The 23,488-nt window shown below is 57.8% G+C and carries 22 protein-coding genes; 16 read left to right on the plus strand and 6 right to left on the minus strand.

Translation table 11 applies throughout. From position 1 onward, the window contains the following. From ACR0NF_RS21180 to ACR0NF_RS21220, 9 genes are all read left to right on the plus strand, one after another. A partial coding sequence (locus tag ACR0NF_RS21180) for a 2-hydroxyacid dehydrogenase (RefSeq protein WP_480778909.1) occupies positions 1 to 922 on the plus strand: 922 nt, incomplete at its 5' end. After that, complete coding sequence (locus tag ACR0NF_RS21185) at positions 922 to 3,552, plus strand: phosphoenolpyruvate carboxylase (RefSeq protein WP_480778910.1); 2,631 nt, start codon at positions 922 to 924, stop codon at positions 3,550 to 3,552. The genes ACR0NF_RS21180 and ACR0NF_RS21185, both read left to right, overlap by 1 nt. A 21-nt stretch (positions 3,553 to 3,573) precedes the next feature. Next, positions 3,574 to 4,869 (plus strand): serine hydroxymethyltransferase, encoded by a 1,296-nt coding sequence (gene glyA, locus ACR0NF_RS21190; protein ID WP_480778911.1) that lies wholly within the window; start codon positions 3,574 to 3,576, stop codon positions 4,867 to 4,869. An 18-nt stretch (positions 4,870 to 4,887) separates the two neighbouring features. Beyond that, complete coding sequence (locus ACR0NF_RS21195) at positions 4,888 to 5,865, plus strand: HpcH/HpaI aldolase/citrate lyase family protein (protein ID WP_480473133.1); 978 nt, start codon at positions 4,888 to 4,890, stop codon at positions 5,863 to 5,865. Positions 5,866 to 5,872: 7 nt separating this feature from the next. Further along, positions 5,873 to 7,156, plus strand: a complete 1,284-nt coding sequence (locus ACR0NF_RS21200) for a glycerate kinase type-2 family protein (protein WP_480667896.1) — start codon at positions 5,873 to 5,875, stop codon at positions 7,154 to 7,156. Positions 7,157 to 7,265: 109 nt separating this feature from the next. Next, positions 7,266 to 8,516, plus strand: a complete 1,251-nt coding sequence (locus tag ACR0NF_RS21205) for a sarcosine oxidase subunit beta family protein (protein WP_480473129.1) — start codon at positions 7,266 to 7,268, stop codon at positions 8,514 to 8,516. A 13-nt stretch (positions 8,517 to 8,529) separates the two neighbouring features. Beyond that, positions 8,530 to 8,817, plus strand: coding sequence for a sarcosine oxidase subunit delta (locus ACR0NF_RS21210; RefSeq protein ID WP_480473127.1), 288 nt, complete (start codon positions 8,530 to 8,532; stop codon positions 8,815 to 8,817). Next, positions 8,814 to 11,759: a sarcosine oxidase subunit alpha family protein gene (locus ACR0NF_RS21215; protein WP_480778912.1), complete on the plus strand. Its 2,946-nt coding sequence runs from the start codon at positions 8,814 to 8,816 to the stop codon at positions 11,757 to 11,759. Before ACR0NF_RS21210 ends, ACR0NF_RS21215 begins: the two co-directional genes overlap by 4 nt. Next, complete coding sequence (locus ACR0NF_RS21220) at positions 11,752 to 12,312, plus strand: sarcosine oxidase subunit gamma (protein WP_480778913.1); 561 nt, start codon at positions 11,752 to 11,754, stop codon at positions 12,310 to 12,312. Before ACR0NF_RS21215 ends, ACR0NF_RS21220 begins: the two co-directional genes overlap by 8 nt. A gap of 9 nt (positions 12,313 to 12,321) precedes the next feature. On the opposite strand, the gene ACR0NF_RS21225 is transcribed toward ACR0NF_RS21220, so the two are convergent. Next, complete coding sequence (locus ACR0NF_RS21225) at positions 12,322 to 13,191, minus strand: GlxA family transcriptional regulator (protein WP_480778914.1); 870 nt, start codon at positions 13,189 to 13,191, stop codon at positions 12,322 to 12,324. A 58-nt stretch (positions 13,192 to 13,249) separates the two neighbouring features. Between ACR0NF_RS21225 and ACR0NF_RS21230 the strand changes: the two genes are divergently transcribed. Together ACR0NF_RS21230 and ACR0NF_RS21235 are read left to right on the plus strand one after the other, a co-directional pair. Then, positions 13,250 to 13,435, plus strand: a complete 186-nt coding sequence (locus tag ACR0NF_RS21230) for a hypothetical protein (RefSeq protein ID WP_170712893.1) — start codon at positions 13,250 to 13,252, stop codon at positions 13,433 to 13,435. Positions 13,436 to 13,466: 31 nt separating this feature from the next. Then, positions 13,467 to 14,096 carry a helix-turn-helix domain-containing protein gene (locus tag ACR0NF_RS21235; RefSeq protein ID WP_480473340.1) on the plus strand — a complete coding sequence of 210 codons (630 nt, stop codon included), beginning with the start codon at positions 13,467 to 13,469 and terminating at the stop codon, positions 14,094 to 14,096. On the opposite strand, the gene ACR0NF_RS21240 is transcribed toward ACR0NF_RS21235, so the two are convergent. From ACR0NF_RS21240 to ACR0NF_RS21260, 5 genes are read right to left on the minus strand one after another with little or no spacing between them, the layout of a single operon-like run. Next, a complete protein-coding gene (locus ACR0NF_RS21240; RefSeq protein ID WP_480778915.1) occupies positions 14,074 to 14,571 on the minus strand; it encodes a GNAT family N-acetyltransferase in 498 nt (165 codons plus the stop codon). The two genes, ACR0NF_RS21235 and ACR0NF_RS21240, sit on opposite strands and share 23 nt — an antisense overlap. Before the next feature lie 17 nt (positions 14,572 to 14,588). After that, a complete protein-coding gene (locus ACR0NF_RS21245) occupies positions 14,589 to 15,656 on the minus strand; it encodes a heme-dependent oxidative N-demethylase family protein (protein WP_353013980.1) in 1,068 nt (355 codons plus the stop codon). Between the two features lie 12 nt (positions 15,657 to 15,668). Further along, positions 15,669 to 16,631 carry a PDR/VanB family oxidoreductase gene (locus ACR0NF_RS21250; protein WP_480667898.1) on the minus strand — a complete coding sequence of 321 codons (963 nt, stop codon included), beginning with the start codon at positions 16,629 to 16,631 and terminating at the stop codon, positions 15,669 to 15,671. After that, positions 16,628 to 17,224, minus strand: a complete 597-nt coding sequence (locus ACR0NF_RS21255; protein WP_480778916.1) for a dimethylamine monooxygenase subunit DmmA family protein — start codon at positions 17,222 to 17,224, stop codon at positions 16,628 to 16,630. The genes ACR0NF_RS21250 and ACR0NF_RS21255 overlap by 4 nt, the downstream gene beginning before the upstream one ends. Positions 17,225 to 17,279: 55 nt before the next feature. Beyond that, positions 17,280 to 18,425, minus strand: a complete 1,146-nt coding sequence (locus tag ACR0NF_RS21260; protein ID WP_480778917.1) for an aminomethyl transferase family protein — start codon at positions 18,423 to 18,425, stop codon at positions 17,280 to 17,282. A 341-nt stretch (positions 18,426 to 18,766) separates the two neighbouring features. Here ACR0NF_RS21260 and ACR0NF_RS21265 point away from each other — a divergent pair, with 341 nt between their 5' ends. The 5 genes from ACR0NF_RS21265 to ACR0NF_RS21285 all read left to right on the plus strand — a co-directional run bounded on the left by ACR0NF_RS21265 (position 18,767) and on the right by ACR0NF_RS21285 (position 23,478). Next, positions 18,767 to 20,140 carry an ammonium transporter gene (locus tag ACR0NF_RS21265; protein ID WP_480473113.1) on the plus strand — a complete coding sequence of 458 codons (1,374 nt, stop codon included), beginning with the start codon at positions 18,767 to 18,769 and terminating at the stop codon, positions 20,138 to 20,140. Between the two features lie 12 nt (positions 20,141 to 20,152). Beyond that, on the plus strand, positions 20,153 to 20,368 hold the full coding sequence (locus ACR0NF_RS21270; RefSeq protein ID WP_010437786.1) for a hypothetical protein: 216 nt from the start codon (positions 20,153 to 20,155) through the stop codon (positions 20,366 to 20,368). Between the two features lie 146 nt (positions 20,369 to 20,514). After that, the gene (locus ACR0NF_RS21275; protein ID WP_170694317.1) at positions 20,515 to 21,444 is read left to right on the plus strand and encodes a class II glutamine amidotransferase; all 930 of its coding nucleotides are present in this window, start codon (positions 20,515 to 20,517) and stop codon (positions 21,442 to 21,444) included. A 1-nt stretch (position 21,445) separates the two neighbouring features. After that, complete coding sequence (locus ACR0NF_RS21280; RefSeq protein WP_480473111.1) at positions 21,446 to 22,129, plus strand: protein GlxC; 684 nt, start codon at positions 21,446 to 21,448, stop codon at positions 22,127 to 22,129. A gap of 20 nt (positions 22,130 to 22,149) precedes the next feature. Then, positions 22,150 to 23,478 carry an FMN-binding glutamate synthase family protein gene (locus tag ACR0NF_RS21285; RefSeq protein ID WP_480667942.1) on the plus strand — a complete coding sequence of 443 codons (1,329 nt, stop codon included), beginning with the start codon at positions 22,150 to 22,152 and terminating at the stop codon, positions 23,476 to 23,478. The last annotated feature ends 10 nt before the right edge of the window (positions 23,479 to 23,488 follow it).

Consider the following 23,488-nt stretch of genomic DNA (forward strand, 5'->3'; position numbering starts at 1 on the left):
AGCGCAGTTGACCGAGAACTACAACGCCGTGCTCAATACCGGGGACAAACCAATGTCCCCGGCCGAAATCCGCGATGCTCTGAAACTCTATGACGCTGTTCTGCCCACGGTCACGGATACGCTCAGCGCCGAGGCGCTGGACGTTCCCGCAGCACAGACCAAAATCCTCGCCAATTATGGCGTAGGATACAGCCATATCTGCGAACCATCGGCGCGCAATCTTGGGATGACCGTGACCAATACACCGGATGTCCTGTCCGAATGCACCGCCGATCTGGCCATGACCCTGCTGCTGATGGTTGCCCGTCGCGCTGGCGAAGGCGAGCGCGAACTGCGCGCTGGAAACTGGTCCGGTTGGCGCCCGACCCACCTTGTTGGTACGAAGGTCAGCGGCAAGACGCTTGGCATTATCGGCTTTGGACGGATCGGGCAGGAATTGGCGCGGCGCGCGCATCACGGCTTTGGCATGAAAATTCTGGTTCAAAACCGCAGCGCAGTGTCAGCCGAAGTACTGAAGCAGTTTAACGCTACGCAGGTCGAAACGGTCGATGATTTGCTGCCACAATGCGATTTCGTCTCGCTGCATTGCCCCGGTGGATCGACGAACCGGCACCTGATCAATGGGCGCAGGCTCGACCTGATGAAGCCTGACGCATTCCTTATAAACACCGCACGCGGCGAAGTTGTGGACGAGCACGCTCTGGTACAGTCGCTGATGTTCGACACGATCGGCGGCGCGGCACTGGATGTCTTTGACGGCGAACCCCGGATCAGCCCAGACCTCCTGCAGTGCGACAATCTGGTGATGTTGCCCCATCTGGGCAGCGCCACGCTCGAATCCCGCGAAGCCATGGGGTTTCGTGTACTCGACAATCTCGGCGATTTTTTTGCGGGCCGCACTCCGCGGGATCAGGTGATCTGATGCAAGCACTGGCGCGGAATATTCAGCCCACCCCGGAACCTTCGAATTATGCCGAAGGGTTGCGCTCGGAACTGCGAGTGCTGTGGCGCAACATTTTGCTGAAACGGGCGCCCCATGTAGCGACCTGGGCCGAGGCCACGCCGTTGCAACCCATCCCCACCGGGCCTGAAGCAACGCCCTACCTACAGGCCCTGTCGATCTGGTTCCAACTGTTGCGCATCATTGACGAAAACGCAGAAGTCCGGGACCGTCGCCTGACCGAGACCCAAAGCGGGGCCGAAGCGGTCGAAGGCGGATTCGCCGAGGTATTGTCTGACCTGTCCCTGACGGATCGCCAGACGGAAAAGCTGACCGCTGATCTGTGTGCAGGTCCCACCCTGACCGCGCATCCGACCGAGGCCAAACGGGTCACTGTTCTGGAAATTCACCGTCGGATTTACCGCAACCTCGTCGGTCTTGAAACCCAACGCTGGACCCCAACCGAACGCGCCGAATTGCTGAATGGTCTGGAGGGTGAGATCGATCTTTTGTGGCTGACGGGTGAACTTCGACTGTCGCGCCCAAGCCTGCACGATGAAATCGAATGGGGGTTGCAATTTTTCCGGGATGCAATCTTTGACGCCGTCCCGCAGGTAATGGATCGATTTGATCAGGCCTGCCTGCATGTGCTGGGCCAGACACTGAACGAAACACCCGATATCCGCTTTCACAGCTGGATCGGCGGTGATCGGGACGGCAATCCGAATGTCACGACCGAGATGACCGCGCTGGCCTTGCAACGCGGGCGTGAAACCGTTCTTGACCTTTACCGTCAGGCCCTTGATCGGGCTGCAAGCAGGCTGAGTATAAGTGCACTCATATTGCCGCTGCCCGAGCTCAACAGGGCGCGAATACAAGAAATAATCGACCGGTTTCCGGACGCTGGCCGCAATCGGAACGAACCGTTTCGGCAAGCTCTCAATGCCATTCGCCATCGGTTAACAGATGGCGGCTATGATCACATCTCACAATTCGTGAGCGATCTTGATGCGCTTGATAACGCATTATGCGCGGTCAATGCCGATATTCTGGCGCGACAACATATCCGCCCCCTGCGCCGAGCTGCGACGGTTTTTGGGTTCCGAACCACAACGTTGGATATCCGTCAGAATTCGACCGTCACAACCGATGTTCTGGCCGAAATCTGGTCACAATCCAGCCGGGCTCCAGACTATGGCACGGCCGAATGGTCTACCCGTTTGCGAACTGAACTGGCGGATCAGAACCTGCCTTATCAAAGCCGCGACGCACTGAGCGATCAGGCACAGGAATTGCTCGCCCTTCTGGCGCTGGTCCACAGCGTGCGATCAGGGCCAGATCCCAAGGCAATCGGCCCGTTCATCCTGTCCATGACCCGTTCTGCCGATGATATTCTCGGCGTTTACCTGCTGGCCCGTTATGCCGGGTTCGGGTCCGAAACACTGGATATTTCGGTGGTTCCGCTGTTTGAGACGATTGCCGATCTGCGCAACGCCCCGGCGATCCTGCTGGGTGTTCTGGGCGTTCCGCTTGCCCGCCGCAGCCTCAAAACCGACGGTAACGTGATCGAGGTTATGCTGGGATATTCGGACAGCGGTAAGGATGGCGGCTATTTCTGCTCAACATGGGAACTTGAGCGTGCCCAACGCCGGATCGTGTCGGCACTGGCCTCTCAAGGCTTCAAGGCCACATTTTTCCATGGTCGCGGCGGCTCGGTCAGCCGGGGTGGCGCACCTACCGGACGCGCCATCGCCGCGCAACCCAGTGGAACAATTGCTGGGCGGTTGCGCGTGACCGAACAGGGCGAGGTTGTTTCGACCAAATATGCCAACCGCGGTACGGCTGCGGCGCATCTGGAATTGCTGCTTTCAAGCACGCTGCGCCATACAGCCAACCCCGGCCAAACCCCTGCCCGGCCCGAGTTCGACGATGCGCTGGATGCCCTGTCGGAACTGTCTCAGATGGCCTATGTCTCGCTTCTTCAGATGCCGGGCTTTCTGGACTATTTCCAGCAAGCCAGCCCAGTCGAAGAACTTGCCCGCCTGAAAATCGGCTCCCGCCCGACCCGCCGGTTCGGTGCTGCCAGTCTGGATGACCTACGGGCCATACCATGGGTTTTTGCATGGTCGCAGAACCGTCACCTGATCACCGGTTGGTACGGGTTTGGCGCCGCTATGACCAGCTTTCGTAAATTCCGTGGCGCGCGCGGTGATGAAGTGCTGCAGGACATGTTTAATGACTCTCGCCTGTTCCGCCTCGCCGTCGATGAGATGGAAAAATCGCTCTATCAGGCGGATATGGATATCGCCGCACAATACGGCGAATTGGTCCCCGATGCGGAGACTCGCCAACGCATCTCGCGAGCTATCAAAGTGGAATACGACAGTGCCTGCAGCGCAGTGCAGTTTCTGACCGGCGGTCAGGCCATCGGTCACCGTTTTCCTCGTCTGTGCGAGCGGTTTGATCGTAAACGGGCCGAACTGGCCCGCATTCACGCGCTGCAAGTCGAGCTGCTGCGAAAGGCCCGAAGCGAGCCGCAGGCAGGATCGGTTCCTGTGCCTTTGCTGCAATCCATGAATGCCATTTCCGCTGGCCTCGGCTGGACCGGCTAACCCTTTTCAGGAGGTTTCAACGTGAACGCCCCGCAACGCACCCAAGGTTTCTTCACCCAGTCCCTAGCGGATCGTGACCCCGAGCTGTTTGGTTCGATCACGTCCGAGCTGGGCCGTCAGCGCGACGAGATCGAGCTGATCGCCTCGGAAAACATCGTCTCTGCCGCCGTGATGGAGGCGCAGGGCTCGGTGATGACCAACAAATACGCCGAGGGCTATCCCGGTCGCCGCTACTATGGCGGTTGCCAGTTCGTCGATATCGCCGAGGATCTGGCGATTGACCGCGCCAAGCAGCTGTTCGGCTGTGAGTTCGCCAACGTTCAGCCCAACTCAGGGAGCCAGGCCAACCAGGGTGTGTTTCAGGCGCTGATCCAGCCCGGCGACACCATTCTGGGCATGTCGCTTGACGCAGGTGGCCACCTGACCCACGGCGCAAAGCCCAACCAGTCGGGCAAGTGGTTCCACGCGGTACAGTACGGCGTCCGCAAGCAGGACAACATGCTGGATTATGATCAGGTCGAGGCGCTGGCGAAGGAACGTAACCCCAAGCTGATCATCGCGGGCGGCTCGGCCATCCCGCGCCAGATCGACTTTGCCCGCATGCGCGAGATTGCCGATATGGTCGGTGCCTATCTGCACGTGGACATGGCGCATTTCGCCGGTCTGGTGGCGGCGGGCGAACACCCCTCGCCCTTCCCGCATGCGCATGTGGCGACGACCACCACCCACAAGACCCTGCGCGGTCCGCGTGGGGGTATGATCCTGACCAATGATGAAGATATCGCTAAGAAAGTGAACTCGGCGATCTTCCCCGGCATTCAGGGCGGCCCGCTGATGCATGTGATCGCCGGCAAGGCAGTGGCCTTTGGCGAGGCGCTGCGCCCCGAGTTCAAGGACTATATCAAGCAGGTCGTGACCAACGCACAGGCGCTGTCGGATCAGCTGATCAAGGGCGGACTGGACACTGTGACCCACGGCACCGACACCCATGTGGTGCTGGTCGACCTGCGCCCCAAAGGCGTCAAGGGCAACGCGACCGAAAAGGCTTTGGGCCGGGCGCATATCACCTGCAACAAGAATGGCGTGCCGTTTGATCCCGAGAAGCCGACCATCACCTCGGGCATCCGCCTGGGCTCCCCCGCCGGGACCACCCGCGGCTTTGGCGAGACCGAGTTCCGCCAGATCGCTGACTGGATCATCGAAGTTGTCGACGGTCTGGCCGCCAATGGTGAAGACGGCAACGCCGCCGTCGAGGCAAAGGTCAAAGCCGAGGTCGCCGACCTCTGCGCCAGATTCCCAATCTACCCGAACCTGTAAGACGAAGGACCCTAACCCATGAGCTTTCATTCCATTGACCAAGCCCCTGCCCGCCTGAACCGCAGCGAATTGGCCGTACCGGGCAGCCAGCCCGGCATGTTCGAAAAGGCCGCACAATCGGACGTGGATGTCATCTTCCTTGATCTCGAAGATGCCGTCGCACCTGACGAAAAGGAACAGGCCCGTAAGAACATCATTCAGGCACTGAACGATATTGACTGGTGCAACAAGACCATGTCGGTGCGGATCAACGGGCTTGATACCCATTACATGTATCGCGATGTGGTGGAAGTGGTCGAACAGGCCGGAGAGCGGCTGGACCTCATCATGATTCCCAAGGTCGGCACTGCAGCTGATGTTTATGCGGTAGACATGCTGGTGACCCAGATCGAGGACGCCAAGGGCTACAAGAAGCGTATCGGGTTCGAACACATCATCGAAACCGCGCTGGGGATGCAGAATGTCAGCGAAATCGCTGCGGCCTCGAAACGAAATGAAAGTCTGCATTTTGGTGTTGCGGATTATGCAGCCTCGACCCGGGCGCGGACGACCATCATCGGTGGCGTGAACCCTGACTATTCCGTTCTGACCGACGCAGATGCGGACGGTGGCCGCCTGTCCCATTGGGGCGACATGTGGCACTATGCGCTGGCCCGAATGGTTGTTGCAGCCCGTGCCAATGGCCTTCGCCCGATTGATGGCCCCTTTGGTGATTTTCAGGACCCCGACGGCTATCGCGCGGCGGCCAAGCGGGCGGCTGTTCTGGGATGTGAAGGCAAATGGGCAATTCACCCCAGCCAGATTGCGTTGGCGAACGAGGTTATGTCTCCTTCGGATGCCGAAGTGAACAAGGCTCAGCGCATTCTTGTAGCAATGGCCGAGGCCGAAGCGTCCGGCAAAGGCGCCGTGTCTTTGGATGGTCGCCTGATTGACTATGCCTCGATCCGTCAGGCGGAAGTATTGGTCGAAAAGGCGGGTCAGATCGCTGCCGCATGAGCGAACTATGACCGGGCAATCCTCAATAAATCTGTGGGATAGCGCCGCAGCCATCTTCGCTGCGGCGGTCACCGCCGCAGATCCGGCAGATTCGCTGCGCAGACAATTGCGAACGGCACCGCTTCCCGCACCAAAACAGGGCGGGCGCAGCATCCTTATCGCTGTTGGAAAAGCTGCGCCTGCCATGATGGCAGAGGCATTGCTACATGTTCAGGGCGACCACATCGCCCTAGCCGTGACACATGCCGAAAACCAGACCGATGTGGACGGAGCGACCGTATTGAATTGCGCGCACCCCGTCCCGGACGAACGAGGACTGAAAGCCGGGAGACAGATCATCGCACTGCTCAAGGCAGCACGTGAGGAAGATCAGATCATTGCGCTGATCTCGGGCGGGGGATCGGCCTTGGTTCCCGCGCCTGTCAAAGGGTTGACCCTGTCAGACAAAATCACGGTCAACGAGGTTTTGCTGTCCTCCGGGCTCGACATCGTGCGGATGAATCTTGTGCGTCAGCACCTGAGCCGAGTTAAGGGCGGAGGGTTCTTGCGACACGGCTCGCCTGCCCCGGTCACGGCCTATATCCTGTCGGATGTGATCGGAGATGATCTGCGCGCTGTTGCCAGCGGACCGACCGCCCTTCCAATCGGAAGCCGCGCCGACGCCCGCAGAACCTGCATCGAGGCCGGTATCTGGCATCGGTTACCAAAATCTGCCCGCGCCCATCTGGAACAAAGCACTCCTAAACAGGCCATAGCGCCTGAGGCAACCAATCACCTGATCGGATCGAACACGATCAGCCTTGAAGCGGCACATGCATGTGCATCGCAGACCTGCCGCGCCGAAATTGCGTCTGACGCGTTGATCGGTGACGTGTCAGATGCCGCAGACAAGATTTTGCAAGCAATCCCGTCCGCAACTGTTGAGCGTCCAGTCGCTCTGCTGTTTGGTGGTGAGACTACTGTGCGTTTGCAAGGCTCCGGGCACGGAGGGCGCAATCAGGAATTGGCACTGCGGGTGGCCCAACTGGCGGAGGGACGATCAATACCCGGCAACTGGGTATTCCTCAGCGGCGGCACGGATGGGCGCGATGGCCCCACCCCGGCGGCTGGTGCGATTGTGGATGCTGGGACGTTCGGCCGAATCCGCGCTTCGGGGCATGACCCTGCCGCCCTTTTGGCAAACAACGACAGTCACAAGGCGCTGACGTTGTCAGGTGACCTTCTGATAACCGGCGCGACCGGGACCAATGTTGCGGACATCCAGGTCTTGCTGCTTGGTACTGACACGTAAGGCGTTGTGAATTCGCCGGCCTTCAGGTCTGATTTAAAGCTATCGATGTCGGATTTGAGAGTATCAATTCAGATGATTTGCGTGGAATCTGGCGAAAAAGGTCCGATCCATGCGATATTCTGGCTTCAAAGTCATCAAAGAGGCGCTTACCGGCCACAAAGGCTGGAAACCGGCGTGGCGCGACCCAGAACCCAAGCCGCATTATGACATAGTGATTATAGGCGGCGGTGGTCATGGTTTGGCGACGGCGCATTATCTTGCCAAGATTTATGGGCACCGAAAGGTCGCGGTGATCGAAAAGGGCTGGATCGGTGGTGGCAATGTGGGGCGCAACACGACGATCATCCGCTCAAACTATCTGCTGGATGGGAATGAACCGTTCTACGAGTTTTCGCTGAAACTGTGGGAAGGTCTGGAACAGGACGTTAACTACAACGCGATGGTTAGCCAGCGTGGAATCATCAACCTGATCCATTCGGATGCACAGCGTGACGCCTTTACCCGGCGGGGCAATGCGATGATCTTGAACGGCGCGGATGCCGAATTGCTGGATGCCGATCAGGTACGCCGGGAATATCCGTTTCTGAATTTCAACGATGCGCGGTTCCCGATCAAAGGTGGTCTGGCGCAGCGGCGCGGCGGCACCGTGCGTCACGATGCCGTGGCCTGGGGATATGCGCGCTCAGCCAACAGTTTCGGCGTCGATATCATCCAGAACTGCGAAGTGACCGGGTTTCGGATCGAAGACGGCACATGTCTGGGTGTCGAGACCTCGAAAGGGTTTATCGGCGCGGGCAAGGTCGGCTGTGCCGTTGCAGGCAATTCGGGGCGGTTGATGGGCATGGCGGGGATGCGCCTGCCGATCGAAAGCCATGTCTTGCAGGCCTTTGTCTCGGAAGGTCTGAAACCGGTTCTACCCGGTGTCATCACCTTTGGCGCGGGGCATTTCTATGTCAGCCAGTCCGACAAAGGCGGACTGGTCTTTGGCGGCGATCTGGACGGGTATAACTCCTACGCACAGCGCGGCAATCTGCCAGTGGTCGAGGATGTCTGCGAAGGCGGCATGGCGCTGATGCCGATGATCGGCCGGGCGCGTCTGCTGCGGATGTGGGGCGGCATTATGGACATGTCGATGGATGGTTCGCCCATAATCGACCGGACCGGAATTGACGGGCTCTATTTCAACGGCGGCTGGTGCTATGGCGGGTTCAAGGCAACCCCGGCCTCAGGCTATTGCTTTGCGCATCTTCTAGCGCGTGATGCGCCACACCCGACCGCAACCGCCTATCGCTTTGACCGGTTCCGCACCGGGCACATGATTGACGAAAAAGGCATGGGCAATCAGCCCAACCTGCACTGAGAGGACCAGCACCATGATCATCCATCATCCCTTGCTGGGCCCGCGTGACAGTTCCGAATTTGTCTATCTGGGCGACGCGTCGCTGATTGACCGCCCCGACTGGCAGGGCGACGATGCGGTGACGGCGTTTCACGATTATGCCTATCTGCGCGACAATCCCGCCGGTCTGCATCGCGAGCTGTGGTTTCACGAAGGCGGTGACCGGTCTTGGCTGGTCGTGACACGCAATACCGTGACGCATGAGATCACAGGCGTGGAATTGGCCCGAGACGTGGCCCGGGCAAAGGGACGTTCAAAATGACTCAAGACAACCGGCTGAGCGGCGGTCAGATCGACCGCACCAAAACCCTGAATTTCAAGTTCGACAACCGCAGCTACGCTGCTCATCCTGGCGATACACTGGCCTCGGCCCTGCTGGCCAATGGCGTACGCCTGATGGGGCGGTCGTTCAAGTATCACCGCCCCCGCGGTGTGCTGACCGCCGGATCGGAAGAACCCAATGCGATCGTCGAACTGCGCTCGGGCAACCGTCAGGAGCCCAACACCCGCGCCACAACGATCGAGATGTTTGACGGGCTTGAGGCCCGATCGCAAAACCGTTGGCCCAGCCTGAAGTTCGACGCGCTGGCAATCAATGACAGGTTTTCGAATTTCCTGTCGGCTGGTTTTTATTACAAGACCTTTATGTGGCCGGCTGCGTTCTGGGAAAAGTTGTACGAGCCGATGATCCGCCGCGCCGCCGGTCTGGGCTCGCTTTCGATGCAAGAGGACCCGGACGAATACGACAAGGGGTTCAGGCATTGTGACCTGCTGATCATTGGCGCCGGTCCGTCCGGTTTGGCTGCCGCCTTGACCGCTGGCCGGGCCGGGTCGGACGTTATCCTGGCTGACGAGGATTTCGCGCTTGGCGGGCGGTTGAACAGTGAGACCTTCTCGCTGAACGACGGCCCTGCGGATGAATGGGTTGCGCAGACGGTAGCTGAATTGTCCGCAATGCCGAACGTCCGCCTGATGCCGCGTACAACTGTCATCGGGGCCTTTGATCACGGCATTTATGGCGCGGTTGAACGTACTGGCGACCACCTAGCCAACTTGCCTTCGGGCAAGCCCCGGCAAATCCTGTGGCGTATCTATTCCAAACGCGCCCTACTGTGTGCAGGCGCGACCGAACGACCCATCGCATTCGAAAACAACGACCGCCCCGGTGTCATACTGGCCAGCGCGTTGCGGACTTATGCCAACCGGTTCGCATCCACGGCAGCGCAGCGTGTTGCGATCTTTACCAACAATGACGACGGCCATCGGACCGCCGCCGATCTGCATTCCAAGGGCGTCAAGATCGCGGCTGTGGTGGATGTTCGACCGGATGCGCCGATCAACTACGAATACGAAGTGCTCGCAGGTGCTCAGGTCGTTGATACCAAGGGCCGTCTGGGTCTGAGCTTTGTCGAGGTCAAACTGGCCGACGGGTCTAAGCGCACATTGGACTGCGGTGCGCTTGGCGTGTCCGGCGGCTGGAACCCGAACGTGCATCTGACCTGCCATCAGCGGGGACGCCCGATCTGGAACGAGGATCTAGCGGCCTTCGTTCCCGGCGCAGACCTACCGCCTGGCCTTGCGGTCGCGGGTGCTGCAAACGGAACGATGTCGACCCATGGCGCGTTGCAATCCGGTGCCCAGGCGGCGGCTGAAGCGCTGGAACTCAGCGGCGCGCTGCCCAACTTACCCAAGGCCGAGGATGCTCCAGTCTCGCAAACGCCGTATTGGTATGTTCCGGGCTGCGCGCGCGCATGGCTGGATCAACAGAACGATGTGACGGTCAAGGATGTGAAGCTCAGCCATCAGGAAGGGTTCCGATCGGTCGAACACCTGAAACGCTATACCACGCTGGGCATGGCAACCGATCAGGGCAAGACTTCGAATATGGGCGGTCTGGCGATCATGGCGGAACTGGCCGGTAAATCCATCCCCGAGACGGGAACGACGATATTCCGCCCACCCTATACACCGGTGTCTATCGGCACGCTTGCCGGGCGCATGAAAGGGCAGGAATTCCATCCAACCCGCCTCACGCCCTCGCATTATTGGGCCAAGGAACGGGGCGCGGTATTTGTAGAGGTTGGCAACTGGTTGCGCGCGCAGTGGTTCCCCCTGCCCGGCGAGACGCATTGGCGTGAATCCGTCGACCGCGAAGTACGGCAGACCCGCGCCTCGGTCGGCGTGTGTGACTGTACGACGCTTGGAAAAATCGACGTGCAAGGCACCGATGCTGCGGACTTCCTGAACCGCATCTACTGCAATGGCTTTGCCAAACTGGCGGTGGGAAAAACCCGCTATGGCCTGATGCTGCGCGAGGACGGGATTGCCATGGATGATGGCACCGCCGGACGTCTGGCCGAGGATCATTTTGTGGTAACAACTACCACGGCCAATGCGGTCAAAGTCTATCAGCATATGGAGTTCGTCCGGCAATGCCTGTTCCCGGACACGGACGTCCAACTGATCTCGACCACCGAAGCCTGGGCGCAATATGCCGTTGCTGGTCCCAACTCGCGCAAACTGCTGCAGAAGATCGTGGACCCGGAATTTGACGTTTCGAACGAAGGTTTTCCGTTCATGGCCTGCGCGAATATCACCGTTTGCGGTGGCCTGCGGGCGCGTCTGTTCCGGATTTCGTTCTCGGGCGAGCTGGCGTTCGAAATTGCGGTTCCCTCGCGCTATGGCGATGCGTTGATGCGGCGTCTGATGCAGGAAGGTGAAGAGTTCGATGTAGTTCCATACGGTACCGAGGCTCTCGGCGTCATGCGGATCGAAAAGGGACACGCCGCAGGGAATGAACTCAACGGGACCACCACGGCGCTGAACCTTGGCATGGGCCGGATGGTGTCCAAGAAGAAAGATAGTATCGGTTCGACCCTGTCCGAACGTGAGGGGCTGAACGAGGCTGATGCGTTGAACATGGTCGGCGTCAAACCCGTGAACAGCGCGGACAAAATCACCGCTGGCGCGCATCTCATGGATGCATCCGGCCCGGTCGATGCCGCGCTTGACCAGGGCTATGTTACGTCGGCTGCGTTCTCGCCTTCGCTGGATAGTCACATCGGCCTGGGTTTTCTGAAAAACGGCGGTGACCGTCAGGGCGAAAAGATGCGCCTTGTGTCGCCACTGACCGATCTGACCGTCGAGGTCGAGATTGTCTCGGCTCATTTTGTCGACCCTGAGGGAGAACGGCTTCGTGCATGATCTTGTTGCAATAACCGCCCTGGGCGGATCTGAGCCTCATGTCGATACGGTTGGAACCGTCACATGTACCGAGGTGCCTGACGTTGCACTGGCCTCGGTCGCCGCACGCGCTGGCCGCGAAGCAGAAACCCGCAAGGCGCTTGAAAAACTAATCGGTGCATCAGCACCCGATGTTGGTCAGTTCGGCGGCGACGTTGTCTCGGCATTCTGGACCGGACCGGATCAGTGGATGGTCGAGGCCCCGTTCGATACTCATGAAGAACTGGCGCATCAGACGAAAGACTGTGTCGGCGACACCGCGTCCGTTTCAGAACAGACCGATGCCTGGACCCGGTTCGATCTGGAGGGCGCAGACATTCTGGCGGTTCTGGAGCTGCTATGTAATCTGGATTGCCGCAAGATGGGTGCGGGCGAGACGGCCCGTACTTCGATCCATCATCTCGGGTGCTTCGTTCTGTGCAGGTCCACCGCATTGTTCAGCCTTTATGGTCCCCGTTCTTCGGCAGGGTCTATGCATCATGCGATTGTGGTAGCGATGAAATCCGCTCTTTGAGCGTCTCGCTCAGCTTGAAGGCAGCGGTGCGTTGTCTTCGACCCGGAAGCGGTTGATGCGGCGGCGGTCTTCGCTGGGGCTTAGCCCGAAGGCAGATCGGTAATGTGTCACCAATGGTGTGACCGAGCTAAAGCCGATAGCGGCTGCGATGTCGGCAATGGGGTCTTTGGTATAGACAACCATCTGACGTGCCGCTTTCATGCGCATGGCGCGGAAATAGTGGCTGGGGCTTTGACCTGTCGCCTGTTTGAAGGCGCGTTCGATTTGGCGCGGCGTGACACCGGCCTGCTTTGACAGTTCGGCAATCGACAACGGATCGCCAATCCGGCTGGCGTATAGCTCAACGCATTTTGCCACAAGTGGCGGCAGCTTTTCACCTGTGTCGGGCCTGCTGGTGTCTGGAACCTGTTGGCGCACGCCTTCGCCCCGCATCAATGGGTGCTGGAACCAGCAGGCCACCTCATGCGCGACATCACCACCCAGACGATCCTCGATCAGGTGCAGCGCCAGATCGAACGCGGCCGCGGCCCCCGCCGCGGTGTAGCGTGAGTTATCCGTTACAATAACCTCGCGCCGGGCGTCCATGTCCGGAAACTCGGCCTCAAAGGCCGCCTCGTAGCACCAGTGAACCGACACCGGATGACCATTCATGACGCCTGAGCGGACCAGCGGAAACACGCCCGCGCTGATCCCGCCCAGAATGGTTCCGTGACGCGCAAACATGCGTAATGCTCCATCACCCTGAGTCGGGTTCTGAAACTTTGAAGTCGGGCTGCTGAGCAGGAATAGAATATCAATCGACTGGCAGTCGGACAGGTCGCGCTCGGCCTCGAACCGGACATTGGCGCTAGATCTGACTTTGCCCCCGTCTTCTGTCACCAATGACCAGCAAAATGCCTCTTGTCCCGCTATCTCATTTGCCGCTCTCAAAGGTTCAATGACCGAAGTCAAGCAGGCCATCGGAAATCCGTCGAACAACAAGAATCCAATCTCGTTACATTTTTCTACCAGCATGATTATTTTACTATCAGGAAAAATAGGTGCTATGATAGCCCGAATTGGATTGGCTGAAACGGCGCAGCTGCTTGCACCGTTGGTTCGGACAAGTGTAGCAAGACATTGAAGGCGAAACATTGAAAAAACGCGACACAGAAATGGTGGGAAATCTGACTCAGGATCCGCATTCCGTTCGAACGAGTGAACGTGAAAAGGTGCTCGAAGTAGCAATCGGCCGCGAGGTCCGAGCCTTTCGTAAACAGCAAAACATCACCGTCGCTGAACTGGCCCAACTGACAGGATTATCAATTGGCATGTTGTCGAAGATAGAGAACGGCAACACGTCGCCCTCTCTGACGACGCTGCAATTACTCGCCGACGCACTTTCGGTTCCCCTGACCAGCTTCTTCCGCCAGTTCGAGGAACGCCGGGAAGCCGTTCACACAAAAGCGGGCGAGGGTGTAGAGCTTGAGCGCGAAGGAACCCGCGCCAATCATCAATACAATCTTTTGGGTCATATCGGCGCTAACGGGTCCGGTGTGATTGTCGAGCCGTATTTGATCACGCTTACCGCAGAATCCGATGTCTTTCCGACGTTCCAGCACGGTGGGATTGAAACAATTTACATGTTGGAGGGCGAAGTCGATTATCGCCACGGAGATAAGAATTATCCATTGAAGCCCGGCGATACCCTATTCTTTGACGCGGATGCCCCGCATGGACCAGAGAAACTGGTCAGCCTGCCGGCAAGATACATTTCTGTGATTAGCTATCCGCAGACAAATTGACTGGCTTGCGCATCAGGAAATCAGTGGGTTTGTCGTAACCTTCGTGCGTTCCCATACTTACGATCGTGAAACCAAGGCGTGAAAACACGCGATGATTTTCAGTAAGTTCGACACGGGTTTCCAGCTCCAGCTCGGACAATTCAAGGGCCGCGGCCCGACGTACGGCGTGGTCTACCATCACCGAACACAGGCCCTGCCCGCGCATCCCCTCGTGCACCGCCAGTTTTCCCATATACAGCCTGCCAGACTTTGGCATAAGGAACATGCAGCCAGTTAGCGGACGGCCAATAGCCCAAATCTCACCTCCGGCATGACAATGTGCCTGCATACCCTCCACGGTCAGCCGATGAACGGAGGACGGCGGGTCGATCCGGCCATCCATGTATCGGAACGAAGAACGCAGTAAGGCTAATACGTCATACAAAGCTGAGTCGTTGCCGAGTACCTGCCAAATTGTCTTGTCCGGACCAGTCATGACCGCCGCGATACCCGTTACTTTGACAAAGGCGGTTCCGTTTCCAGATCCGGCCATACACCCGGTGAGGTTGGAAGACCGTCGTCAAACTGGCTGAGGTAGTCCAGCATCATTGGACGGTTGTCGATAAACCCTTTGTAGGTGGCCAACTCAACCGGAAGATCGCGGATAACACGATGCAGGCGGCGACCCCATTTCGGTACCGTCATCAGATCCTGAAAACTGCACAGATAACAGCGAATCGGAAATACCAGCGCGTTTGACCGTGGCAACCGGAAGAAGGTCTGTAGCTCAACCCGAAGATGCTGCTTGTGAGCGATGTTCTCAGGCGTCAACGTTGTCTTCTGAATACCCCATTTGTGATAGTTCTCCGGGCTGGTATCCAGCAATGGATTCACCGTCATCGTCCAGTTCAGACGACGCGCCGGAGCCCCTTGCTGAATGTTCAGCAGGAATTTCAGTGCGCGCTTGAAAATTCCCATCTCATGGGCTTTCGGAACTGGCGCATGCCATTCGAAAAAGTTCATGCCGATGTCGAAATCCAGGCTCCAATCGGCTTGGGTCGTTACCATCCCGGCGTCCATCCACAGCATCTCGTCCCGCTGATCCAGCACCGCGAAATCACCCTGTGCCTGACGCGTGATATATTCCATCGGCCCGTACGGCAGCGTGGTTTCATCCATGAAGGTGAAACTGTGATCAATGCCCAGTGGCTTGTTGATCCAACGCCACTGATTGCCGTTGCGGTGCAATTCGAACAGGTCGGGATAATCCTCTGACTTGCTGACCATGATCAGCTCGAGCAGGTCCCAACCCGCCAATGTCATGTGTGGCAGGGACTGACAGCGCAGAGGGTCCTGATCCAGAACGATGGCCCGGTCTTTCATCTCGGATACATAGTGTTCGTCTACATCGAACCGCATTTCATAAACCGAGCCCTCGGGTCCGCCCCGGTGCTGTTCCATGTTGACGGAATACATGTAACTGTCTTCGTGAAACGGGAAAGGAAAGCGTTTGATCGCCCATTCCGAGTTGTGGAACGTATAGTCGTCACGGAAGGACTCGTCGTTGAATTGAATGGTCATGTGGGCCTCCTCTCAGCGGTCCAGCACGAGGGACTTGCCCTCGAAGCGCGATACGCAGGGCATGATCTTCTTGCCTGCGGCTTTTTCTTCGTCAGTCAGCCAATGATCGCGATGAACGAAATTGCCGTCGTGATCCAGCACAACGGTTTCGCATTGGCCACAGGCCCCGCCGCGGCACAGATAGGGTGCATCCACGCCTTCGCGTTCTATGGCTTCCAGCAGGCTTTCGTTCTCACCCACATGAATGACCTTGTCCGATGTCGCCAAGCGCGCTTCGAACGGTTTGCCGGGCTGCGGGGCCAGAAACTCTTCATAATGCACGCAATCCTCGGGCCAGCCTTCGGCGGCAGCAGTTTCGCGCACCCAATCGATCATGCCTTTGGGGCCGCAGACATAGACATGCGTGCCCAAAGGCTGCCCGCTCAGCAGGTTTTTCAGATCGATTTGTTGATTTTGGTCGTCATAGTACAGATGTGTTTCGTTTGGATGCCTGTCTGTCAGTTGATCGGCATAAGATGCCAACGCATTGTTACGGCACGCATAATGCAGTTCCCAATGACCGTGCAGAAGTTCTAGCTGTTTGATCTGCGCCAGAAACGGGGTGATACCGATGCCACCGGCCAGAAACAGGTGCTTGCGGGCCCGCAGATCAAGCGAGAACAGGTTGACCGGATAGCTAATGGTCATTTCATCGCCCAGTTTGACCTGGCGGTGCATGAACAACGAGCCACCCCTGCCCTGATCGTCGCGCCGGACCGAGACGGTATAAGACGACTGATCAAACGGGTCGGACATCAGGGAATACGGGTTAAGCCGCGTGATACCACCGTCCTGCATTTCGACAACCGTATGCGCTCCGCCCGAAAAGGTCGGCAACTGACCACCATCAACGCGTTCGAACCGGAATCGCGTCACCAATTCGTTCAATGGGGTGATTTCGGTCACTTTGACCTGAATTTTCTCGGCACCACTCATTCGTAAATCCCCTTCGGCTCAGGCACATTACCATGGTCCTCGGCATCAACGCGGACACCCTGATAAGCGGCAAGACGGCGGGAATAGTGGTCGCGTACAAACAGATTTAGCCCACAGTGCGCGCAGATAAACGGATCGACCTCGACATCTTCTGTGACGCCTTTGCAATGCACGCATTGCATCCGGCGCGCGACCGAGCCGCGATGTTCGGTCTGAATCGCAGTATGCGGAAGACCGACAGCCATCACCTCGTTCATGGCCTGCCCCATCATGCCCTCGGTACCGGTCAGATAGACCTGCAACCCCATATGCGCGTCCTCCAACACGCGGCGAATACGATGCAGCGCGGCTGCATAAGACGGACCTTCGTAGAATTGTGCAGGGTTCAGCGCCTGCAGCTTTTCCGAGTAATCCGTGCCTTTAGGGATGTAGATCAGGTGGGTTTTGGCCATCAGGTCGGGTTTCGCTATGTCAAGAACCGCTTCGGCCCCTTCGGCCTCGGCGATCATGAGATGATGTTCACCTGAGCGAACCTCTAGCGTGCCCCAGACCGGGCGGCTTGCGATTGACTTGGGAAATTCGAACTTTGACATTGTGCCCTCAAATAGGAAAAGGGCGCCACGGTGTGTCCGTCGCGCCCCCTGAAACTCAGCCCTTTGCGGTTCTGATCGATTTGTCCTGATCGTAGAACGGCATCTCTTCCGCAGTCGCCGCTATTTCTGCCCCATCGCCGTTGCGCACTGTCAGCTGGGTGCCGGGTGAGGCACAGGCGACCGGCATCCGTGCGATACCCACATTGTGCCCATTGATTTCGGAATACATGCCAAAGGTGACAACACCGACCTTTTCACCGTTCTGCAGCAAGTCAGCACCCTCATCCGCCGGGGTGGTGCCATCCAGTTTGACACCATAAATCTTGAACCGCTCTTTGCCTTGCGAGGCATAGTGGTTCTCGGCACCGATAAATCCGGTCTTGCCTGGTGAAACTGTGAACTCCAGCCCCAGTTCCCACAGGGTATCGCCGCAGGTTTCGTCGTCGAACGGATAGGTTTCCGAGTTGTCGCCGGGATAGAACAGCAGGTAACTTTCGGTGCGCAGCAAATCGAGTGTCGAGAACTGGACCGGAACAATGCCCATGTTCTTGCCCTCGGCCAGGATGCTGTCCCAAAGATGTACGGCGTGCTTTGCCTGACAGAAGATTTCATACCCGCGCTCACCGGTATAACCGGTCCGCGAAATCATCACCGGGCAGCCAAAGAGTTTGGTCTGCATGATGCCGAAATAGGCCAGATCACGGATGCCGGGAATGTGTTTGGCCAGGAAATCCACTGCCACCGGTCCCTGCAACGACATGTCGTGCAAGTCATCGTCAAAAATGACGGAACAATTCTTACCGGCGGCTACCGATGTCAGCTGTTCCATCCCCGTTCCGGTGCCGTGTACGACAAGCCAGGTGTTCACCGACAGGCGGTAGATGATGCAATCGTCGACAAACTTACCTTCGGAATTCAGGATCGAAGCATAAGTCGACCGGCCCGGCATGATTTTTTCCACATTCCGCGTAGTGACTCGGTCAATGACATAAGCCGCATCTTCGCCGACCACATGAACCTTCTTCAGACCTGACACATCCATCAGCCCTGCCTTGGTGCGGATCGCTTCGTAATCTGCTTTGGCGCGTTCCGGGCTGTGGTCATAGAACCACGCGGTTCCCATACCGTTCCAGTCTTCCAGCTCGCCGCCGATCTCGGCATGGCGCTGCGCAAGGGCGGACGTCCTCCAAAGAATGGCCATTGTTCAGCTCTCCCGTTGATTGCTTTTTGTTGACCATATTGAGGCCGAAGTCGGATCGAAAATCAACACCTCTGTGCAGATTTTTTTCCTGTTGGGAATATTTGCCTGCAATTTTTGCACCCTGGGTAGGGTGCGCGAGTGTTTCATAAGTGATTATTTATCAATGCCATAGCCACTTATTTGGCATTAAGAAACATGCGCGAATTACTGGCCTCAAAGATGTTTGCCCCACATATCTATTGACAGGTCGCGAATGAAATTGTCCCCTGAGTGCACAATTATTCCCAGCAGGAAATTCTTCGCAGAAAGACCTCCTGCTGCAACAACAGGGAGACTACGAAGTGGATGGTAATCTAAATGCACTCACGACGGTCTTTACCGAGTTCTACTACTGGGTAACGGTCGTTTTCATGTTCCTCATCCATGTGGGCTTTTGCATGTACGAGGTCGGCGCCAGCCGGGCTCGTAACCATATGCACACATTGATGAAAAACATCATGATCATCCCACTGGTGACGGTCACGTTCTTCTTCTTTGGATGGTGGATTTACTGGGCCTTTCCAAACTTTCCGTTCTGGGGTGGTTTGGATACCGAAGCGGGCGCTGCAAATCTGCCATGGGCCGACACCATGGCGACCAATCTGGGTGACAGAATCACCGGCGTCTTCTGGGCGGCATTCCTGCTGTTCTCGTGGACGGCAGCCTCGATTGTATCTGGCTCTGTGATCGAGCGGATTAGATCTTCGGCCTTGTGGGTCCATGCCGTGATGATTGGTTCAGTCTGGTGGATCATCGACGCTGCGTGGGGTTGGCACTACGGCGGTTGGATGGTGCGCGTTCTTGGGTACCACGATGCTTATGCTTCCGGGGTTATTCATGCTATCGCAGGTGGTTACGCATTAGGGGTGATCATGGTTCTGGGTCCCCGCCTAGGCAAATTTGCCAAAGACGGTACGCCGCGGGACATTCCGCCGCATAACCCATGGCTGCTGACCATCGGGATATTCCTGATCTACACTGGTTTCTGGGGCTTCTATGCCGCATGCAATGTTCCGGCGATATCTCCGGAGGCAATCGACGGTCAGATAACGGGTGTTACGTGGACCGCGACCAACATCTATCTGGCGCCGACCACGCTGTCCGCGATTACCTTCAACTTCCTGATGTCTCTGTCTGGCGGGTTGATGGCAGCGTATGTTGTTTCCAAAGGTGACGCGTTTTGGACGTTCTCGGGCGGACTGGCCGGTATTATCACTGCATCTGCGGGTAACGATCTTTATCACCCGGTGCAGGCAATGATCATCGCCGCGATCGGTGTCGTGATCGTGTACAAGTTGCACTATTGGGTCGAGCGTCGGTTCAAGCTGGATGATGCCGTTGGTGCCGTTGCCGTGCATGGTTATGCAGGATTCGTTGGCCTGGTGATTTCTGGCTTTGTCCTGTGGGGCGTGCCTTCTTCGCCATATGAAGGTTACGCGACGATTAACCCGGTCGGTCAGATCACAGGTGCTGTCATCATGTTCTTTGTTCTTGGCTTCTTGCCAGGTTGGATTCTTGCAAAAATCCAGTCGGCCGCAGGTGTGCTTCGAATTCCGGAAGAAGTCGAACTTCAGGGCCTCGATTACGCTGAACACCATGCCTATGAAGACGCCAAAGCCGCGATCATTGCAGCCGACAAAGAAGAATTGGCTGCCCGTGGCGTAGCCGCTGAGTAAGGGAGAAAAAGAATGTCTACTAATGGATATACAAGCTGGGCTGTTGATCTGGCCGAAGTCGGACCGATCTATCCCTTCCAAGGTTACGAAGTCCTTATGGTCATCGTGGGCGTCGTATTCTGGATCGGCTGGCATCGCATCCAATTTGTCCGAGAAGGTGAACACCTCGAGAAGGCCCGCCACACTGGCGACGAAGAAAAAGTGAAAGCACAGCTGGAACGATACTGATCCGGCTTTGAAAGCTGGCAATGGGCATAAATCTAATTTCTTGTCCATTGCCTCTCAGGAAAATTTATTTCCTGTGATTATTGATGTCCGTTTGAATTGTTGGTACCGTAGAATCATAGCGAAACACACAAGGAGATCTGCCAGCCATGTGCGGAATTGTTGGATTATTCCTCAAAGACCAGTCTCTTGCGCCCCAACTGGGCAATATGCTGACAGACATGCTGATCACGATGACGGATCGCGGCCCCGACAGCGCGGGTATAGCGATTTATGGCGAGGAATCAGGTGGTAAGACCAAGGTGACACTGCAGTCGCCCAATCCCAAGGACGACTTTGCCGGTCTAGCCGAAGAGCTGGGGCAGCACTTGGGCGTGGTGGTAAGCCAGACTGATAATGACACGCACACTGTGCTGGACGTTCCGGCCGGGCAGTTTGAAGCGGCACGGGTCGCGTTGGCAGAAATCCGGCCTTCAGTCCGGATCATGAGCCGGGGTGAGATGCTGGAGATCTACAAGGAAGTAGGCCTCCCCAAAGACGTGGCCGCGCGCTTTGACATCAGCAGTATGAGCGGCACACATGGCATTGGCCACACTCGCATGGCTACAGAGTCTGCCGTGACGACGATGGGCGCGCACCCGTTCAACACTGGGCCAGATCAGTGTCTGGTTCATAACGGCTCGCTGTCGAACCACAATTCATTGCGCCGCAAACTGCGCCGTGAAGGTGTAGTGATCCAAACTGAGAATGATACCGAGGTTGGAGCCGCCTATCTGACCTGGAAGATGATGAACGGGGCCACCTTGGGTGAGGCGCTGGAAAGCAGCCTTGAGGATCTGGATGGCTTCTTCACCTTTGTCGTCGGCACCAAGGATGGGTTCGGCGTGGTCCGCGATCCGATCGCCTGTAAGCCTGCGGTGATGGCCGAAACCGATCAATACGTGGCCTTTGGCAGCGAATACCGGGCGCTGGTGAACCTGCCGGGTATCGAAGAGGCCCGCGTCTGGGAGCCGGAGCCAGCGACGGTTTACTTCTGGTCCCACAATGACAGCCCCTCGACCAACGAAAAGGCCGCATAACATGCAAACTTATGATCTTGAAGCAGACGGCCTTCGTCGGTTGAACGCCACCTTGCAGTCGCAATCCACCGAGACCAACCAGACCCATTGGGAAGTCGTGAACCCCAAAGGCAGCCACGCGATTGCCGTCGGGCTGGATGCGCCTATCGAAGTGACGGTCAAGGGCTCAACTGGTTATTACTGCGCGGGAATGAACCAACAGGCGACGGTCAAGGTCGAAGGCTCGGTCGGGCCCGGCGTAGCCGAGAATATGATGTCCGGTCAGGTCGTTGTCGAAGGCGACGCCAGCCAATATGCTGGCGCCACCGGCCATGGCGGTTTGCTGGTCATCAAGGGCAATGCCAGCTCGCGTTGCGGCATCTCGATGAAAGGCATCGACATCGTGGTGCATGGTAATATCGGTCATATGTCGGCCTTCATGGCGCAGGCCGGTAATCTTGTGGTCTGCGGTGATGCGGGTGATGCGCTAGGAGACTCGCTTTATGAGGCGCAGCTGTTCGTGCGCGGCTCGGTCAAGAGCCTGGGCGCCGATTGCATCGAGAAAGAGATGCGCCCCGAGCATCTGGATATCCTGAAGGACCTGCTGGACCGCGCGGGCGCGAATGCCAGCCCCGAAGAATTCAAACGCTACGGTTCCGCCCGTCAGCTTTATAACTTCGACGTCGACAACGCCGCTGCTTACTGAGGAACAAGGGTATGAAAGACATGGACGATCAGATCCCCCGCACCCTGCCGATTCAGTCGGCGACATTCACCAATCCGATCAATGCGGAAATCCGCCGCGCTGCGGCCACCGGTATTTATGATATCCGCGGTGGCGGCGCCAAACGCAAGGTACCGCATTTCGACGATCTGTTGTTTCTGGGCGCCAGCATCAGTCGCTATCCGCTCGAAGGTTACCGCGAGCGCTGCGACACCTCGGTAACGTTGGGCACGCGCTTTGCAAAAAAGCCGATTGAACTGGACATTCCGATCACCATTGCGGGTATGAGCTTTGGCGCCCTGTCCGGCCCTGCGAAAGAGGCCCTTGGCCGCGGCGCATCAGCGGCGGGCACGTCGACCACTACCGGCGACGGCGGCATGACGCCCGAGGAACGCGGCCATTCCAGCAAATTGGTCTATCAGTATCTGCCCTCGCGCTATGGGATGAATCCCGATGATCTGCGCAAGGCCGACGCGATTGAGGTCGTTGTTGGTCAGGGCGCAAAACCCGGCGGTGGTGGCATGTTGCTGGGTCAAAAGATCAGCGACCGTGTCGCGGAAATGCGAACCCTACCCAAAGGCATCGACCAGCGCTCGGCCTGTCGCCATCCCGACTGGACCGGCCCGGATGATCTGGAAATCAAGATCCTCGAACTGCGCGAGATTACCGGCTGGCAGGTGCCCATCTATGTAAAGGTTGGCGCGACCCGCCCCTATTATGATACGGCACTGGCGGTAAAGGCTGGTGCCGATGTGGTGGTGATGGACGGTATGCAAGGCGGCACTGCCGCGACGCAGGACGTGTTCATCGAGCATGTAGGTTTGCCGACGCTGTCCTGCATTCGCCCTGCCGTGCAGGCGCTGCAGGATCTGGGCGTGCATCGCGAGGTGCAACTGGTGATCTCGGGCGGCATTCGCACTGGGGCCGATGTGGCAAAGGCAATGGCCCTTGGCGCCGACGCAGTGGCCATTGGCACCGCCGCACTGGTGGCGCTTGGTGACAATGACCCGAAATGGGAGTCCGAGTACCAGAAGCTGGGCACCACCACAGGGGCTTATGACGACTGGCACGAAGGCCAGGACCCCGCGGGTATTACCACGCAGGATCCCGATCTGGCCGCCCGTCTGAACCCAATCGAGGCCGGACGCCGTCTGCGCAACTATCTCAAGGTAATGACGCTTGAGGCGCAGACCATCGCTCGGGCCTGTGGTCATAATCACCTCCACAACCTTGAACCCGAGGATTTGTGTGCCCTGACGATGGAGGCCGCCGCAATGGCGCGTGTCCCATTGGCCGGGACAAGTTGGTACCCGGGCAAGGAAGGGTTCTGAACTGATGCTG

Source organism: Ruegeria sp. CF4 (assembly GCF_056537345.1).